Annotated in this window: 15 protein-coding genes; all 15 read left to right on the top strand. The window is 69.7% G+C overall.

Going from position 1 to position 15,173, the window contains the following annotated elements:
* Nucleotides 1-54: 54 nt before the first annotated feature.
* Nucleotides 55-777, top strand: coding sequence for a UMP kinase (pyrH, locus tag LG388_RS21570; protein WP_225784630.1), 723 nt, complete (start codon nucleotides 55-57; stop codon nucleotides 775-777).
* Nucleotides 778-864: 87 nt separating this feature from the next.
* Nucleotides 865-1,425 (top strand): ribosome recycling factor, encoded by a 561-nt coding sequence (gene frr / locus LG388_RS21565; protein WP_225784629.1) that lies wholly within the window; start codon nucleotides 865-867, stop codon nucleotides 1,423-1,425.
* A 51-nt stretch (nucleotides 1,426-1,476) separates the two neighbouring features.
* Nucleotides 1,477-2,256, top strand: a complete 780-nt coding sequence (gene uppS / locus LG388_RS21560; protein WP_255632235.1) for a polyprenyl diphosphate synthase — start codon at nucleotides 1,477-1,479, stop codon at nucleotides 2,254-2,256.
* Nucleotides 2,257-2,272: 16 nt separating this feature from the next.
* The gene (locus tag LG388_RS21555; RefSeq protein ID WP_225784627.1) at nucleotides 2,273-3,124 is read left to right on the top strand and encodes a phosphatidate cytidylyltransferase; all 852 of its coding nucleotides are present in this window, start codon (nucleotides 2,273-2,275) and stop codon (nucleotides 3,122-3,124) included.
* Nucleotides 3,121-4,308, top strand: a complete 1,188-nt coding sequence (ispC, locus tag LG388_RS21550) for a 1-deoxy-D-xylulose-5-phosphate reductoisomerase (RefSeq protein WP_225784626.1) — start codon at nucleotides 3,121-3,123, stop codon at nucleotides 4,306-4,308. The genes LG388_RS21555 and ispC overlap by 4 nt, the downstream gene beginning before the upstream one ends.
* Nucleotides 4,309-4,337: 29 nt before the next feature.
* A complete protein-coding gene (gene rseP / locus LG388_RS21545) occupies nucleotides 4,338-5,765 on the top strand; it encodes an RIP metalloprotease RseP (protein ID WP_225784625.1) in 1,428 nt (475 codons plus the stop codon).
* Nucleotides 5,766-5,802: 37 nt separating this feature from the next.
* On the top strand, nucleotides 5,803-8,286 hold the full coding sequence (gene bamA, locus LG388_RS21540; RefSeq protein ID WP_225784624.1) for an outer membrane protein assembly factor BamA: 2,484 nt from the start codon (nucleotides 5,803-5,805) through the stop codon (nucleotides 8,284-8,286).
* Entirely contained in the window at nucleotides 8,286-8,804 is a 519-nt protein-coding gene (locus tag LG388_RS21535) for an OmpH family outer membrane protein (RefSeq protein WP_225784623.1), read from the top strand. The genes bamA and LG388_RS21535 overlap by 1 nt, the downstream gene beginning before the upstream one ends.
* 12 nt (nucleotides 8,805-8,816) lie before the next feature.
* A complete protein-coding gene (lpxD, locus tag LG388_RS21530) occupies nucleotides 8,817-9,809 on the top strand; it encodes a UDP-3-O-(3-hydroxymyristoyl)glucosamine N-acyltransferase (RefSeq protein ID WP_225784622.1) in 993 nt (330 codons plus the stop codon).
* A 33-nt stretch (nucleotides 9,810-9,842) separates the two neighbouring features.
* Nucleotides 9,843-10,304, top strand: coding sequence for a 3-hydroxyacyl-ACP dehydratase FabZ (gene fabZ, locus LG388_RS21525; RefSeq protein ID WP_225784621.1), 462 nt, complete (start codon nucleotides 9,843-9,845; stop codon nucleotides 10,302-10,304).
* 8 nt (nucleotides 10,305-10,312) lie between these two features.
* Nucleotides 10,313-11,101, top strand: coding sequence for an acyl-ACP--UDP-N-acetylglucosamine O-acyltransferase (gene lpxA, locus LG388_RS21520; RefSeq protein WP_225784620.1), 789 nt, complete (start codon nucleotides 10,313-10,315; stop codon nucleotides 11,099-11,101).
* A gap of 71 nt (nucleotides 11,102-11,172) precedes the next feature.
* On the top strand, nucleotides 11,173-12,291 hold the full coding sequence (gene lpxB, locus LG388_RS21515) for a lipid-A-disaccharide synthase (RefSeq protein ID WP_225785158.1): 1,119 nt from the start codon (nucleotides 11,173-11,175) through the stop codon (nucleotides 12,289-12,291).
* A gap of 56 nt (nucleotides 12,292-12,347) precedes the next feature.
* Nucleotides 12,348-13,043 carry a ribonuclease HII gene (gene rnhB, locus LG388_RS21510; RefSeq protein ID WP_225785157.1) on the top strand — a complete coding sequence of 232 codons (696 nt, stop codon included), beginning with the start codon at nucleotides 12,348-12,350 and terminating at the stop codon, nucleotides 13,041-13,043.
* Nucleotides 13,040-13,828, top strand: a complete 789-nt coding sequence (locus LG388_RS21505; protein ID WP_225784619.1) for an RNA methyltransferase — start codon at nucleotides 13,040-13,042, stop codon at nucleotides 13,826-13,828. Before rnhB ends, LG388_RS21505 begins: the two co-directional genes overlap by 4 nt.
* Before the next feature lie 443 nt (nucleotides 13,829-14,271).
* Nucleotides 14,272-15,081: a DNA/RNA non-specific endonuclease gene (locus LG388_RS21500; protein WP_225784618.1), complete on the top strand. Its 810-nt coding sequence runs from the start codon at nucleotides 14,272-14,274 to the stop codon at nucleotides 15,079-15,081.
* The last annotated feature ends 92 nt before the right edge of the window (nucleotides 15,082-15,173 follow it).

Raw genomic sequence — 15,173 nt, 5'->3', positions numbered from 1 at the left:
TTTGCCTCCTCCCAGAATTAAACTTCCCAACCGCTCATTTCCAGGATCTTGCCCATGACCGCACCGCAGCCCGCCCACAAACGCATCTTGCTGAAGTTGTCGGGTGAGGCCCTGATGGGCGAGGATGCCTTCGGCATCAACCGCGCCACCATCGTGCGCATGGTCGAGGAAGTGGCCGAGGTGGTGAACCTGGGCGTGGAGGTGGCGGTGGTGATCGGCGGCGGCAACATCTTCCGCGGCGTGGCCGGCGGTTCTGTGGGCATGGACCGCGCGACGGCGGACTACATGGGCATGCTGGCGACGGTGATGAATTCGCTGGCGCTGGCCGATGCCATGAACAAGCAGGGCCTGACGGCGCGCGTGATGTCCGCGATCGCGATCGACCAGGTGGTCGAGCCCTATGTGCGGCCCAAGGCGCTGCAGTACCTGGAAGAGGGCAAGGTGGTGGTGTTCGCCGCCGGCACGGGCAATCCCTTCTTCACCACCGACACGGCGGCCGCGCTGCGCGGCGCCGAGATCGGTGCCGCGCTGGTGCTCAAGGCCACCAAGGTGGACGGCGTCTACAGCGCCGACCCCCACAAGGATCCGTCCGCGAAGCGCTATTCGCAGCTCAGCTTCGACCAGGCGATCGCGCAGAATCTCGGCATCATGGACGCGACGGCTTTCGCCCTGTGCCGCGACCAGAAGCTGCCGATCAAGGTGTTCTCGATTCTCAAGAGCGGTGCGCTCAAGCGCGTGGTGATGGGCGAGGACGAAGGTACGTTGGTGCACGTCTAGGACAGGACCGGCGCAGGGCCGTGCGCGTGCCCCGCAGAAGAAGCGGCCTTGCCTCTTGTTTGCGCGAGTCCTCCAGGAGTTTGAGAAATGACCATTGCTGATATCCGCAACCAGACCGAAGCCAAGATGAAACAGTCCATCGCGGCCTTCCAGAACAACCTGTCCAAGATCCGCACGGGGCGCGCCAACCCGGCCCTGCTGGACGCGATCCATGTGGAGTACTACGGCTCGCAGGTGCCGCTTTCGCAGGTCGCCAACGTGGCCCTGATCGACGCCCGCACCATCAGCGTGCAGCCCTGGGAAAAAAACATGGCCGCGAAGATCGAGAAGGCCATCCGCGAGAGCGACCTGGGCCTGAATCCCGCCAGCATGGGCGACCTGATCCGCGTGCCGATGCCGCCGATGAGCGAGGAGCGCCGCAAGGAGATGACCAAGCTCGCGCGCAACGAGGGCGAGAACGCCAAGATCGCCACGCGCAACCTGCGCCGCGACGCCAACGAGTCGGTCAAGAAACTGGTCAAGGACAAGCTGGCGTCCGAGGACGACCAGAAGCGTGCCGAGGCCGAGGTCCAGAAGATCACCGACCGCTTCATCGCCGAGATCGACAAGCTGGTTGCCGCCAAAGAGGCGGAGATCATGGCGGTCTGAGGCGCCCTGGCCGTGGTGAATGGCTTGGGCCTAGGTCTGAAGAAGCGCTCGCTGTCCGGGACGCAGGCGCGGCCGCCGGCGGCAGCGGTGCCGCACCATGTCGCCATCGTGATGGACGGCAACGGCCGCTGGGCCACCCGCCGCCTGCTGCCCCGCGTGGCCGGCCACAAGCAGGGCGTCGATTCGCTGCGCCGCTGCGTGCAGGCCTGCGCCGCCCGCGGCGTGGGCGTGCTGACCGTGTTCGCCTTCTCCTCGGAGAACTGGAACCGGCCGGCCGATGAAGTGTCGGGCCTGATGGAGCTGCTGGTCGCCGCTCTGGGCCGCGAAGTGCCGCGCCTGGCGGCCGACGGCGTGCAGCTGCATTTCGTGGGCGAGCGCGCCGGCCTGTCGCCGCGCATCGCCGAAGGGCTGGCGCAGGCCGAAGCGGCCACGGCGCACAACCAGCGGCTGGTGCTCAACGTGTGCTTCAACTACGGCGGGCGCTGGGACATGGCGCAGGCCGCCGCCAAGGTGGCGGCCCAGGGCCTGCCGCTGACCGAGCTCAACATCGACCGTGCCATGGCGCTGGCCCACGTGCCCGACCCGGATCTGCTGATCCGCACGGGCGGCGAGCAGCGCCTGTCCAACTTCCTGCTGTGGCAAGGCGCCTATTCGGAACTGTTCTTCAGCGACCGGCTGTGGCCCGAGTTCGACGAGGCGGCACTGGACGAGGCTTTTGCCGCCTTCGCCAGCCGGGAGCGGCGCTTCGGCCAGACCTCGGCGCAAGTCGCGGCGGGCCCGGCGGGCACGCCGTCCCCCGGACCGGGCGTGCTGGATTCGGCGTCCCACTGATCCTCGCAAGGCGCCCATGCTCAAGCAACGCATCATCACCGCGCTGGTCCTGCTGGCCGTGCTGCTGCCGGCGCTGTTCTATCCCTCGCCGGAACCGTTCACGCTCGTCATGCTGGTCGTGATCGCCGCGGCGGGCTGGGAATGGGGGCGGCTCAACGGCTACGGGCCGGGCATGAGCTATTTCCTGGGGGCGGAAGCGCTGGCGCTGTGCGGCCTGAGCTGGTGGCTGGGGCTGCCCGGCCGGGCCTTGCCCGGCCTCTGGCTGGTGGCGGGCTCGGCCTGGGTGCTGGCCGTGGTGCTGCTGCTGCGCGGGGGCGTGGCCGGCTGGCCGCGCGTGCCGCGCGCGCTGCGCATGGTCGGCGGCCTGCTGGCGCTGTGGGCCGCCTGGCTGGCGGCCGTGCAGGCGCGCATGCTGGGCATCAACTTCCTGCTCTCGATCCTGGTCCTGGTCTGGGTGGCGGACGTCTTCGCGTATTTCGCCGGGCGGGCCTTCGGCCTGCGCTTCACCCGCAACAAGCTCGCGCCGGCCATCAGCCCGGGCAAGAGCTGGGAAGGCGCGTGGGGCGGCATGCTGGGCGTGCTGGTGCTCGCGCTGTGCTGGGTGGGGGCCGATGCGCATTGGCAGGCCTCGGTGCCCAGTCTCTACACCGCATTGGCAGCGCGCGGCTGGTGGCTGCTGGTGCTGGCCGCGATCTTCCTGTGCACCATGAGCGTGGCGGGCGATCTGGTCGAATCCCTCATCAAACGGGCCGCCGGCGCCAAGGACAGCAGCCAACTGCTGCCCGGCCATGGCGGCGTGCTGGACCGCGTGGATGCGCTGCTGCCCGTGCTGCCCGTGGCCCTGATGCTCTACTCGCTGAGTTCGTGACAAGTTCTCCCCAACGCGTGACCGTGCTCGGCTCGACCGGGTCCATCGGCGTGAGCACGCTGGACGTGATCGCGCGCCACCCGGGCCGCTTCGAAGTCTTTGCCCTGTCGGCCGCCACGCGCGTCGACGAGTTGCTGGCGCAGTGCCTACGCTTTCGCCCGCGCTTCGCGGTGATGGCGAGCGATGCGCATGCGGCCCGGCTGGCCGATGCGTTGCGCCGGCATGAGCTGCCCACCGAAGTGCTGCGCGGCGCCGATGCGCTGTCGCAGATCGCCGCGCACGAATCCGTGGACGCCGTGATGGCCGCCATCGTCGGCGCGGCGGGCCTGGCGCCCTGCCTGGCCGCTGCGCGCGCCGGCAAGCGCCTGCTGCTGGCCAACAAGGAGGCGCTGGTGGTGGGTGGCGACCTCTTCATGGAGGCGGTGCGCCAGGGCGGGGCCCCCTTGCTGCCCATCGACAGCGAGCATTCCGCCGTCTTCCAGTCGCTGCCCGAAGACCCGTCCACCTGGGCGCGGCGCATCGACAAGATCATCCTCACCGCCTCGGGCGGGCCCTTCCGCCTGCGCGAGCCGCACACCCTGCAGGACGTGACGCCCGAGGAGGCCTGCGCCCATCCCAACTGGGTGATGGGGCGCAAGATCTCGGTCGATTCGGCCACCATGATGAACAAGGCGCTGGAGGTCATCGAGGCGCGCTACCTGTTCGGCGTGCAGCCGGCGCAGATCGAGGTGGTGATCCACCCGCAGAGTGTGATCCATTCGATGGTGCAGTTCACGGACGCCTCGGTGATGGCGCAGCTGGGCACGCCCGACATGCGCGTGCCCATCGCTTGCGGGCTGGCCTGGCCCGAGCGCATCGAAAGCGGCGCCGAACGGCTGGACTTCCAGCACCTGGCCGGCCTGAGTTTCGAGGCGCCGGACCCGCGGCGCTTCCCCGGCCTGGAGCTGGCCTGGCAGAGCCTGCGCGCCGCGCCGGGGACCACGGCCGTGCTCAACGCCGCCAACGAGGTCGCCGTGGAGGCCTTTCTGGCACGGCGCCTGCGTTTCGACCACATTCATGCGGTGAACGTGGAAACTCTGGAGCGGGTGTCCGCCTCCAAGCCGGGCTCGCTGGGCGAGCTGCTCGAGCTGGACGCCCGCGCGCGCGATTGCGCGCAACAGGCGGTGGCACGCAGGCCGGCCTGAGCTTCACCGCTTTTTCGGGGAACCGATCCATGCTCACCGTCCTTGCCTTCGTCCTTGCGCTGGGCCTGCTGATCGCCGTGCACGAGTACGGCCATTACCGCGTGGCGGTGGCCTGCGGCGTGAAGGTGGAGCGCTTCGGGGTGTGCACGCTGCCCCTGGGCAGCCGCGACGCCAGCTCGCGCTTCGAGCGTTTCCTGTGGTGGATCAGCAAGCCGGTCTTGCGCTGGAAGCCGCGCCGCCAGCACCCGGGGCAGGACACGGAGTTCTGCGTCGGCCTGTTCCCCTTCGGCGGATACGTGTCCATGCTCGACGAGCGGATCGCGCCGGTGGCGCCCGAAGAGCGGCACCGCGCCTTCAACGCACGGCCGCTGCGCCAGCGGGCGGCCATCGTGGCCGCCGGGCCGCTGGTCAACCTGCTGCTGGCCGTGGTGCTCTACAGCATCGTCAACTGGGTGGGCGTGCAGGAACCGCGTGCCGTGCTGGGCCAGCCCGTGGCCGGCTCGCTGGCGGTCGAGGCGGGGCTCAAGGGCGGCGAGACCGTCACGCGCGCCGGCTTCGGCGGCGAATTGAGCGACGTGAGCTCGTTCGAGGACCTGCGCTGGCGCCTGACGCGCGGCGTGATCGACGGGCGGGACATCACGCTCGAAGTCGCGGGGCAGGGCGGCCAGGCCGCACGCACCGTGGTGCTGGCCCTCAGCCGCATGGGGGCATCGGAGGCGGATCCGCAGATGTTCCGCCGCATCGGCCTGCTGGCGCCCTGGACGCGCCCCGACATCGGTGAGGTGATGGCCGGTGGCGCCGGCGAGCGGGCCGGCCTGCGCGAGGGCGATCGTGTGCTTGCCGTCGGCGATGCGCCGGCGGTGGACGGACAGCACCTGCGGGAGCTGATCCGTGGCTCGGTGAACGGCACCGAGCCGCGCACCCAGCGCTGGCGCCTGCTGCGCGATGGCCAGGAAATGAGCCTGGAGGTGACGCCCGAGGTGCGGCAGGAAGGCGAAGCCTGGGTGGGCCGCATCTCGGCCTACGTGGGCAGCACGCCCGAGATGGTCACGGTGCGCCGCGGCGCCCTCGACGGGTTGTGGCGCGGCGTGGTTCGGACCTGGGAGGTGTCGGCCCTCACCGTGCGCATGCTGGGCAAGATGCTCATCGGCGAAGCCTCGCTCAAGAACATCAGCGGCCCGCTGACGATTGCCGACTATGCGGGCAAGTCCGCGAGCCTGGGACTCACGCAGTACCTCGTCTTCCTGGCCCTCATCAGCGTGAGCCTGGGAGTGCTGAACCTCATGCCGCTGCCGGTCCTCGATGGGGGGCACCTGATGTATTATCTTTGGGAGGGCCTGACCGGCAAGGGCGTCTCCGATGCCTGGATGGATCGGCTGCAGCGCGGGGGCTTCGCGGTGCTGCTGGTCATGATGTCGATTGCACTCTTCAACGACGTGACTCGACTCTTTGGTTAACTCAATGCCGGCCCGAGCGCGCCGGCCCAACTCACACATGAACCAACACTTCAGTCGCTTTCGTCTGCGTCGTGTGGCCGCGCTCGTGGTCGGCGCACTGGCTGCAGGCGCGGCCTGGGCCGTCGAGCCCTTCACCGTGCGCGACATCCGCGTCGAGGGTCTGCAACGCGTGGAGCCGGGCACCATCTTCGCCTCGATGCCCATCCGCGTCGGCGAGACCTACACGGACGAGCGCGGCTCGGCCGCCATCCGCGCACTGTTCGACCTGGGCCTGTTCACCGACGTGCGGCTGGACGTGAACGGCAACGTGCTGGTGGTGATCGTGGAAGAGCGCCCGACCATCGCGTCGGTGGAATTCTCCGGCACCAAGGAATTCGACAAGGAAGCGCTGACCAAGGCGCTGCGCGACGTGGGCCTGGCCGACGGCCGCCCCTACGACAAGGCGCTGGCCGACCGCGCCGAGCAGGAGCTCAAGCGCCAATACGTCTCGCGCGGCCTGTACAGCGCCGAGGTGGTGACCACGGTGACGCCCATCGAGCGCAACCGCGTGAACCTCACCTTCTCGGTGGTGGAGGGCGAGTCGGCCCGCATCCGCGACATCCGCATCGTCGGTGCGCAGGCCTTCAGCGAATCGACGCTTCTGGGCCTGTTCGACCAGGACACGGGGGGCTGGCTGTCCTGGTACACCAAGTCCAACCAGTACTCGCGCGCCAAGCTCAACGCCGACCTGGAGACACTTCGCTCTTACTATCTGACGCGCGGCTACATGGAGTTCCGCGTCGAGTCCACGCAGGTCGCCATCTCGCCGGATCGCAAGGACCTGTCGGTGACGGTGAACATCCACGAAGGTCCGAAGTACGTGGTCTCGGGCGTGCGCCTGCAAGGCAATTTCCTGGGCCGCGAGGATGAGTTCAAGTCCCTGGTGACCATCGAGCCCGGCGAGCCCTACAACGGCGACCAGGTGACGGCCACCACCAAGGCCTTCAGCGACTATTTCTCGACCTTCGGCTATGCCTTCGCCCGCGTGCAGGCGCAGCCCGAGATCGACCGCCAGAACAACCGCGTGGCGCTCGTGATCCAGGCCGAGCCCGTGCGCCGCGTGTACGTGCGCCGCGTGAACGTGGCCGGCAACAACAAGACGCGCGACGAAGTGATCCGCCGCGAGTTCCGCCAGTACGAGGCCTCCTGGTACGACGGTGACCGCATCAAGCTCTCGCGCGACCGTGTGGACCGCCTGGGCTACTTCACCGAAGTCAATGTCGACACGCAGGAAGTGGCGGGCACGCCCGACCAGGTGGACCTGGTGATCTCGGTGGTCGAAAAGCCCACCGGCAGCCTGCAGCTGGGGGCCGGCTTCTCCAGCGCCGAGAAGGTCTCGTTCAACTTCGGCATCACGCAGGAGAACGTGTTCGGTTCGGGCAACTACCTGGGCCTGAACATCAACACCAGCAAGTACAACCGCGCGCTGTCGCTGACGACCACCGACCCGTACTTCACGCAGGACGGCATCTCGCGCACGCTGAGCGTCTACCACACGACCTCGCGCCCGTACTCGGAGCTGGACGGCAGTTACTCCATCGTCAACGAAGGCGGCTCCATCCGTTTCGGCGTGCCCTTCAGCGAACGGGACACGGTGTTCTTTGGCGCCGGTCTGGAGCGCTTCAAGTTCAAGCCGGAGCAGTCGGACGGGCTCTACTACCTGTCGCTGTTCAACCCTGCCTATGCGGACTACTACCGCTACGCGTACCGCCAGATGGTGCCCAATGCCTACCTGCAGTACTTCGGGTGCTCCGAGCCCAACCTGACCAACTTCACGACCGAATGCGCGAATGACAGTGTCTGGGGCATCCCGCTGACCATCGGCTGGGCGCGTGACAGCCGCGACAGCGCGCTCGTGCCGACCACGGGCCGCGTGCAGCGCGCGAACGTGGAAGTGGGCGTGGGCGGCGACATGCGCTACCTCAAGACCAGCTACCAGTTCCAGCAGTACATCCCGATCAACAAGCAGTACACCTTCGCGGTCAACGCCGAACTGGGGTACGGCAAGCCCTTCGGCGGCAAGGACTACCCGATCTTCAAGAACTTCTACGCGGGCGGCCTGGGCTCGGTGCGCGGCTTCGAGCAGAACTCGCTGGGCCCGCGCGACGCGCTCACGCAGTCGCCGCTGGGCGGCACGAAGAAGGCCATCTTCAACTTCGAGCTGAGCTCGCCCTTCCCGGGCGCCGGCAACGACCGCACGCTGCGCATGTTCACCTTCCTGGACGTGGGCAACGTGTTCGGCGACCGCCCGACCAGCGGCTTCCTGACGGTGTCCGACGAGGCCTGGAAGGCGTCGAAGAAGTGGCGCGCCTCGGCCGGTGTGGGCATCAGCTGGATCTCGCCGCTGGGCCCGCTGCGCCTGGCCTATGCCGTGCCCATCCGCCAGCAGAAGGAAGTGACGGACCCGAGCAACCCGTTCATCCCCCTGATCCCGGGCGATAGAATTCAACGCGTCCAATTCCAGATCGGAACCTCTTTCTGATGAAGTCTTTTTCTCAATGGATCGGCCCTGCGGTGCTGATGGGTGCGGTCCTGTCGGCGCCGGCTTTTGCGCAGGACGCCTTCCGTTTCGGTGTGGTGAATCCCGACCGCGTGATGCGCGAGGCGCCCGTGGCCAAGGCCGCGCAGACGCGCCTGGAGCAGGAATTCCTCAAGCGCGAGCGCGACCTCAAGGACCAGGAAGCGGCGCTGAAGGCCGCCTCCGAGAAGCTGGAGCGCGAGGCGCCCACGCTGTCGGAATCGCAGCGCACCACGCGCCAGCGCCAGCTGGTGGACCAGGACCGGGACTTCCAGCGCAAGAGCCGTGAGTTCCAGGAAGACCTGAACCTGCGCCGCAGCGAAGAACTGCAGAAGGTGTACGAAAGCGCCCAGCGTGCCATCAAGCAGGTGGCCGAGGCCGAGAAGTACGACGTGATCCTGCAGGACGCCGTCTACGTCAACCCCAAGCACGACATCACCGAGAAGGTGATCAAGGCCCTCAACGCCAGCGGCGGCAAGTGAGGGCCGGCACCCATGGCCCTGCGGCTGGGTGACATCGTTGCGGCGCTCGGTGGCGAGCTGCACGGCGACGAAGGCCTGAACATCGAGCGCCTCGCGCCCCTGGCGACAGCCGGGCCCGAGGCGCTGGCGTTTCTGAGCCACCCCAAATACATCAAGGAACTGGCCGCGAGCCAGGCGGCCTGCGTGATCGTCTCGCCGGCGATGGCCGATGCCGCCGCGGCGCGCGGGGCGTTCATCGCCACGGCCGACCCGTACCTCTACTTCGCGCAGCTCACGCAGCTGTGGCGGGCGCGGCATGCGCCGCCGGCCGGCCCGCGCATCCATCCGAGCGCGGTGATCGATCCGCAGGCCGAAGTGGCGGCCACGGCGCGCATCGGCGCGCTGTGCGTGGTGGAGCGGGGCGCGCGCATCGGCGAGCACACCGTGCTCAAGTCGCGCGTGACGGTCGGCGAGGACTGCGTCATCGGTGCGCGCGGCCTGCTGCATCCGGGCGTGGTCATCGGGGCCGACGGCTTCGGCCTGGCGCCGCACGAAGGCGCCTGGGTCAAGATCGAGCAGCTGGGCGCGGTGCGCATCGGCGATGACGTCGAGATCGGTGCCAACACCTGCATCGACCGCGGTGCGCTGGAGGACACGGTGATCGAGGACGGCGTGAAGCTGGACAACCTGATCCAGATCGGCCACAACGTCCACGTGGGCCGCCACACGGCCATGGCCGGTTGCGTGGGCGTGGCGGGCAGCGCGCGCATCGGCGCCGGCTGCACGCTGGGTGGCGGCGCGATCGTGCTCGGCCACCTGGAGCTGGTGGACGGCGTGCATGTGTCGGCGGCCAGCGTGGTCACGCGCTCCATCCTCCAGCCCGGCCAGTACACTGGCATGTTTCCCATTGATGACAACGCGGCCTGGGAAAAGAACGCCGCCACGCTGCGGCACCTGCACGGGCTGCGCGAGCGCATCAAGGCGCTGGAGAAGGCGCTGGGACGGGCCGCCCCCGTGCGCGGATAGAACAGGCAAGAGCCGGCGAGAGCCGAAACCACCATGACGACCACCCCTCATCAGATCGACATCCACGAGATCCTCAAGCTCCTGCCGCACCGCTACCCCTTCCTCCTGGTGGACCGCGTGGTGGACATGGAGCTGGGCAAGCGCATCACGGCGGTCAAGAACGTCACCATCAACGAGCCCTTCTTCAACGGCCACTTCCCGCACCGGCCGGTGATGCCCGGCGTGCTGATGCTCGAAGCCATGGCCCAGGTGGGCGCCTTGCTGTCCTTCAAGTCCGGCCATGTGACGCCCGACGACAGTTCGGTCTACTACTTCGCGGCCGTGGACGGCGCGCGCTTCAAGCGTCCGGTGGAGCCGGGTGACCAGCTGATCGTGGAAGTGGAGTTCGAGCGCTCCAAGGGGGGCATCTCCAAATTCCGCGGCAAGGCGCGCGTCGGCGACGAACTGGCCTGCGAAGCCGAACTGATGTGCGCCATGCGGCGCGTGGACCGCTGAACGGCCCGATGACGCAGATCCATGCCACGGCGGTCGTCGATCCGCGTGCGCAGCTCGATGCGACGGTGCAGGTGGGGCCTTATGCCGTCATCGGCCCGCATGTGCGCATCGGCGCGGGCACCCGGGTGGGCGCCCATTGCGTGATCGAGGGCCGCACCACCATCGGGCAGGACAACCAGATCTTCCAATTCGCGTCGCTGGGCGCCATTCCGCAGGACAAGAAGTACGCCGGCGAGCCCACCGAGCTGGTGATCGGCGACCGCAACACGATCCGCGAGTTCTGCACCTTCAACCTGGGCACCGCGCAGGACGCGGGGGTGACGCGCGTGGGCAGCGACAACTGGATCATGGCCTACGTGCACATCGCGCACGACTGCCAGCTGGGCAACCAGATCACGATGGCCAACAACGCCACGCTGGCCGGCCATGTGCAGGTCGGCGACTGGGCCACCGTCGGCGGGCTGGTGGGCGTGCTGCAGCGCATGCGCATCGGTGCGCACGCCATGGTCGGCTTTGCGGGCCATGTGAACAAGGACGTGCCGCCTTTCATGGTGGTGGACGGCAATCCGCTGGCCGTGCGCGGCGTGAACCTGGTCGGCTTGCGCCGCCGCGATTTCTCGGCCGAACGGCTCGCGGCCATCCGGGAAATGCACAAGCTGCTCTACCGCCAGGGCAGGACGCTCGAAGAGGCGCGCGCCGGCATCCAGGCGCTCGCGGCCCAGGGCGGGGGCGTGGAGGCCGACGTGGCGCTGATGGACGCCTTTCTCGACAGCGCGGCCTACGGTATTGCGCGATGAGTGAGCGTGAGCTGGGCGAGGACGGGGCGATGGACCTGCGTCCCGCGTCCTCTTCGTCGTCGGTGTTCGGCATGGTGGCGGGCGAGCCGTCGGGCGACCTGCTGGCCGGGCTGCTGATGGACGGCCTGAAGGCGCGCTGGCCCGAGGTGAGCACCGTGGGCATCGGCGGCCCGCAGATGCTGGCGCGCGGCTTCCAGAGCTGGTGGCCCATGGACAAGCTGGCGGTGCGCGGCTACATCGAGGTGCTGCGCCACTATGCCGAGATCGCGGGCATCCGCCGCCAGCTCAAGGCGCGCCTGCTGCGCGAATGGCCGCAGCTTTTCATCGGCGTGGACGCGCCCGATTTCAATCTGGACCTGGAAGCGGGCCTGCGAGGCCGCGGTATCCGCACCGTGCACTTCGTGTGCCCCTCGATCTGGGCCTGGCGTCCGGAGCGCATCGACAAGATCCGCGCCGCAGCCGACCATGTGCTGTGCATCTTTCCCTTCGAGCCGGCGCTGCTGGCCGCGCAGGGCGTGCAGGCCAGCTACGTCGGCCATCCGCTCGCGCAGGTCATTCCGCTGCAGCCCGATGCGCGGGCCGCCCGGCGTGCGCTGGGCCTGCCGGAACAGGGGCCCATCGTGGCACTGCTGCCCGGCAGCCGGCGCTCCGAAATGCGCTACCTGGCCGCGCGCTTCTTCGAGGCGGCGGCGCTGATGCGCAAGGCCCAGCCGCAACTGCGGTTCATCTGCCCGGTGGTGCCCAGCCTGCAGGCCGAGATGGCGCAGCTGCTGCAAGCCAGCCCCATGGCCGGCCAGATCACGCTGCTGCAGGGCCAGTCGCACGCCGCGCTCGCGGCCTGCGACGCGACCCTGATCGCCAGCGGCACGGCCACGCTGGAGGCGGCACTGTTCAAGCGGCCGATGGTCATCGCCTACAACATGAATCGCCTGTCCTGGCGGCTCATGCATCGCCAGCAGCTGCAGCCCTGGGTGGGGTTGCCCAACATCCTGTGCGAAGACTTCGTGGTGCCCGAGCTGTTGCAGGACGCGGCCACGCCGCAGGCGCTGGCGGAGGCCACGCTGGCCTGGCTGCAGTCGCCCGGCGACGTGCAGGCGCTGCAGCAGCGCTTCACGCAGTTGCACGAGCTGTTGCGCCGCGACACGCCCACGCTGTGCGCGCAGGCCATCGCCGGAGTGCTGTCCCGATGAGCACGCCCATCCCCGCCACCCCGGCGCGCCCGCGCCGCCGGCGCACCGCTGCCGCCATGCCGGTGCAGGCGCCCCTGAACTGGAGCGCGCCCGGCCTGCTGGCCGGCGTGGACGAGGCCGGCCGCGGCCCGCTGGCCGGGCCCGTGGTGGCTGCGGCCGTGATCCTGAACGAGCAAAAGCCCATCCGCGGCCTGGCCGATTCGAAGGTGCTGACGGCCGCGCGGCGCGAGCGCCTGCACGACGAGATCCTGGCCAAGGCGCTGTGCTGTTCCATCGCACAGGCCAGCGTCGAAGAGATCGACCGGCTCAACATCCTGCAGGCGACGATGCTCGCCATGCGGCGCGCCGTCGAAGGCCTGCGGCTCAAACCCGCCCGGGTGCTGGTGGACGGCAACCGGCTGCCCACGCTGGACGTGCTGGCCGAAGCCGTCGTGAAGGGCGATGCGCTGGTGCAGGCCATCTCGGCCGCGTCCATCGTGGCCAAGGTGCATCGCGACCGGCTCTGCGCCCAGCTGCACGAAGAGTTTCCGCACTACGGATTCGCGGGCCACAAGGGCTACGGCACGCGCGAGCACCTGGAGGCGCTGCAGCGCCACGGCGCCTGCATCCACCACCGCCGCTCGTTCTCGCCCGTGGCGCAGGCCCTGACGCTCAAGCCCATCGCGACCCTGGCCGACGCTCCCGAGGCGGTGCCCGCGGTGCTGGCCGTCCCCATGGCCCTGCCGGCGGCGATGCCGGAGGCCGCGCCGTGAACGCGCTGCGCTTCACCGCCATCCAGTCGCGCGACAACCCCTTGCTGAAGGAACTGCGCCGGCTGGTGCAGGACCCGGGCGCCTACCGTCGCCTGGGCCGGCTCTGGATCGAAGGAGACCACCTGTGCCGCGCGGCGCTGCAGCGCGGCGTGCAACCGGCGATGGCGCTGTTCAGCCAGTCGGCCTGGCCTTCGCTGGCCCCCGAATGGGGCGATGCCGCGCCACGCACCCTGGTCGTCGACGACGCGCTGTGGCCCGCGCTGAGCACGCTGGAGTCGCCCGCGCCCATGGGCTTCGTGCTGGACCTGCCGGTCCATGCCGGGCTGCAGCCCGGCCTGCCGACGGTGGTGCTCGACCGCCTGCAGGACGCCGGCAACGTGGGTTCGGTCCTGCGCAGCGCCGCCGCCTTCGGCTTCGCGCAGGTGCTGGCCCTCAAGGGCACGGCCGCGCTGTGGTCGCCCAAGGTGCTGCGCGCAGGCATGGGTGCGCATTTCGGTCTGCACCTGGTCGAAGGCCTCGCGCCCGCCGAGTTGGACCGCCTGGCGCTGCCGCTGCTGGCCACCAGTTCGCACGGCGGCGAGCTGCTGCACCGCGCGCGCCTGCCCTGGCCCTGTGCCTGGCTCCTGGGGCATGAAGGGCAGGGCGTCTCCGCGGCCCTGGAAGCGAAGGCCGCGCAGCGCATCCGCATCGCCCAGCCGGGCGGGGAAGAGTCGCTCAACGTGGCCGCGGCCGCCGCGATCTGCCTGCATGCCAGTGCAGCGCAGGCGATGGGCGAGCCCGGCTGATTCCGCCGGTTGCGCGCACAAGGGCCGGCGCAGGCGCATGCCCCATGCCCAGGCCGCCGGGCCGGTCCGGCCGGCCATGCCCGGGCGACACGCTGGCCCTTGACCCCTGGCACGGCGCGCGCAGGGCCCCTGCGCACTCCCCGGGCGCCGCTGCCTGGTGCACTGCCTGGCGTGTGGTGCATCCGGCGCGCGTGCTCTCTCTTTCCTCCTTGCTCACCCGCTCGCAGGCTGCGCGGCGCTGCGTGAGCGCGCGCTGCCTGTCCCGGCGGGCGGGCGCGGCTCCCTTTGCGGCGCGCCGCTCGCCAACCCTTGTTGCCGCAGCGGCGGGGTCGCACGGCCTCGGCGGCGGCCTGCGCCTTTCCGTTCACCGGGTGCCGCGCTGCTGGCGTGCCCGCACGCGCCGTTCCTCGTCCCCCCTCGAAAAAACGATCTGCCGACCTGCCATGTGGTTGAAGAAGCAAGAAGACCCGCAGCCAGGCCGCGCCTGGATCGGGGCCGCGGCCGCCATCGGCCTGGCTGCCTGGCTGGCCCTCGCGCCGGCCGCGGCGCGCAGCCCGGCCGGCCGGGCGGCCCCGGCGGGCGCCACGGCCACCGGCTTCGCGAACTGCCCGCAGTTCTTTGCCGGCGGCCGGGCGCCCGCGGTGGCCCTGGCGGGCCGCCTGCGCGAACTGTGCTACGACGGCTTCGCGATCCTGCATTCCGGCGAATCCCGCACGCCCGTGTACGTGGCGCAGCGGCTCAACCGCGACATCGTGCTGCGCGCCCGGCGCATCGAGCGCCAGGGCCGCTTCTTCGCCGATGCGCGCCTGCGCAGGGGCGAGCGCGCCGAGCTGGAGGACTACCGCGGCTCCGGCTGGTCGCGCGGCCACATGGCGCCCGCGGCCGACATGCCGACCGAGCGCGCCATGGCCCAGTCCTTCAGCCTCGCCAACATGGTGCCGCAGGACCCGCGCCAGAACGGCGGCCCCTGGGCGCGCATCGAGGAGGACACGCGCAGGTACGCGCTGCGTGCGCGCGGCGACGTGTACGTGCTGACCGGCCCGGTGTTCGCCGACCGGCAGGTCATCGGCCCGAACCGTGTGCACGTGCCCACGCACCTGTTCAAGCTGGTCCACGACGCCGTGACGGGCCGCACCTGGGTGCACTGGCAGCCCAACAGGCCCGACGCCAAGGTGAACCCGCCGCTCAGCTACGCCGGATTCCAGCGCTGGCTGGGGCTGGACCTGCTGCCGGGGGTGGAGGAGATGCACTGATTTCGGGCGCCACCTGGGGAAAACACCCGGTCCGCAGGCTATAATCAGCGGCTTTTCGCCTCGACCTTCGCCCACTGCGCGCACAAGCCTCA

Origin of the sequence: Xenophilus sp. Marseille-Q4582 (assembly GCF_916700565.1) — a bacterium.
Classification (GTDB): domain Bacteria; phylum Pseudomonadota; class Gammaproteobacteria; order Burkholderiales; family Burkholderiaceae_C; genus Xenophilus.
Note: the sequence above shows the minus strand (reverse complement) of the source record. Positions and strands in the feature narration are given on the sequence as shown.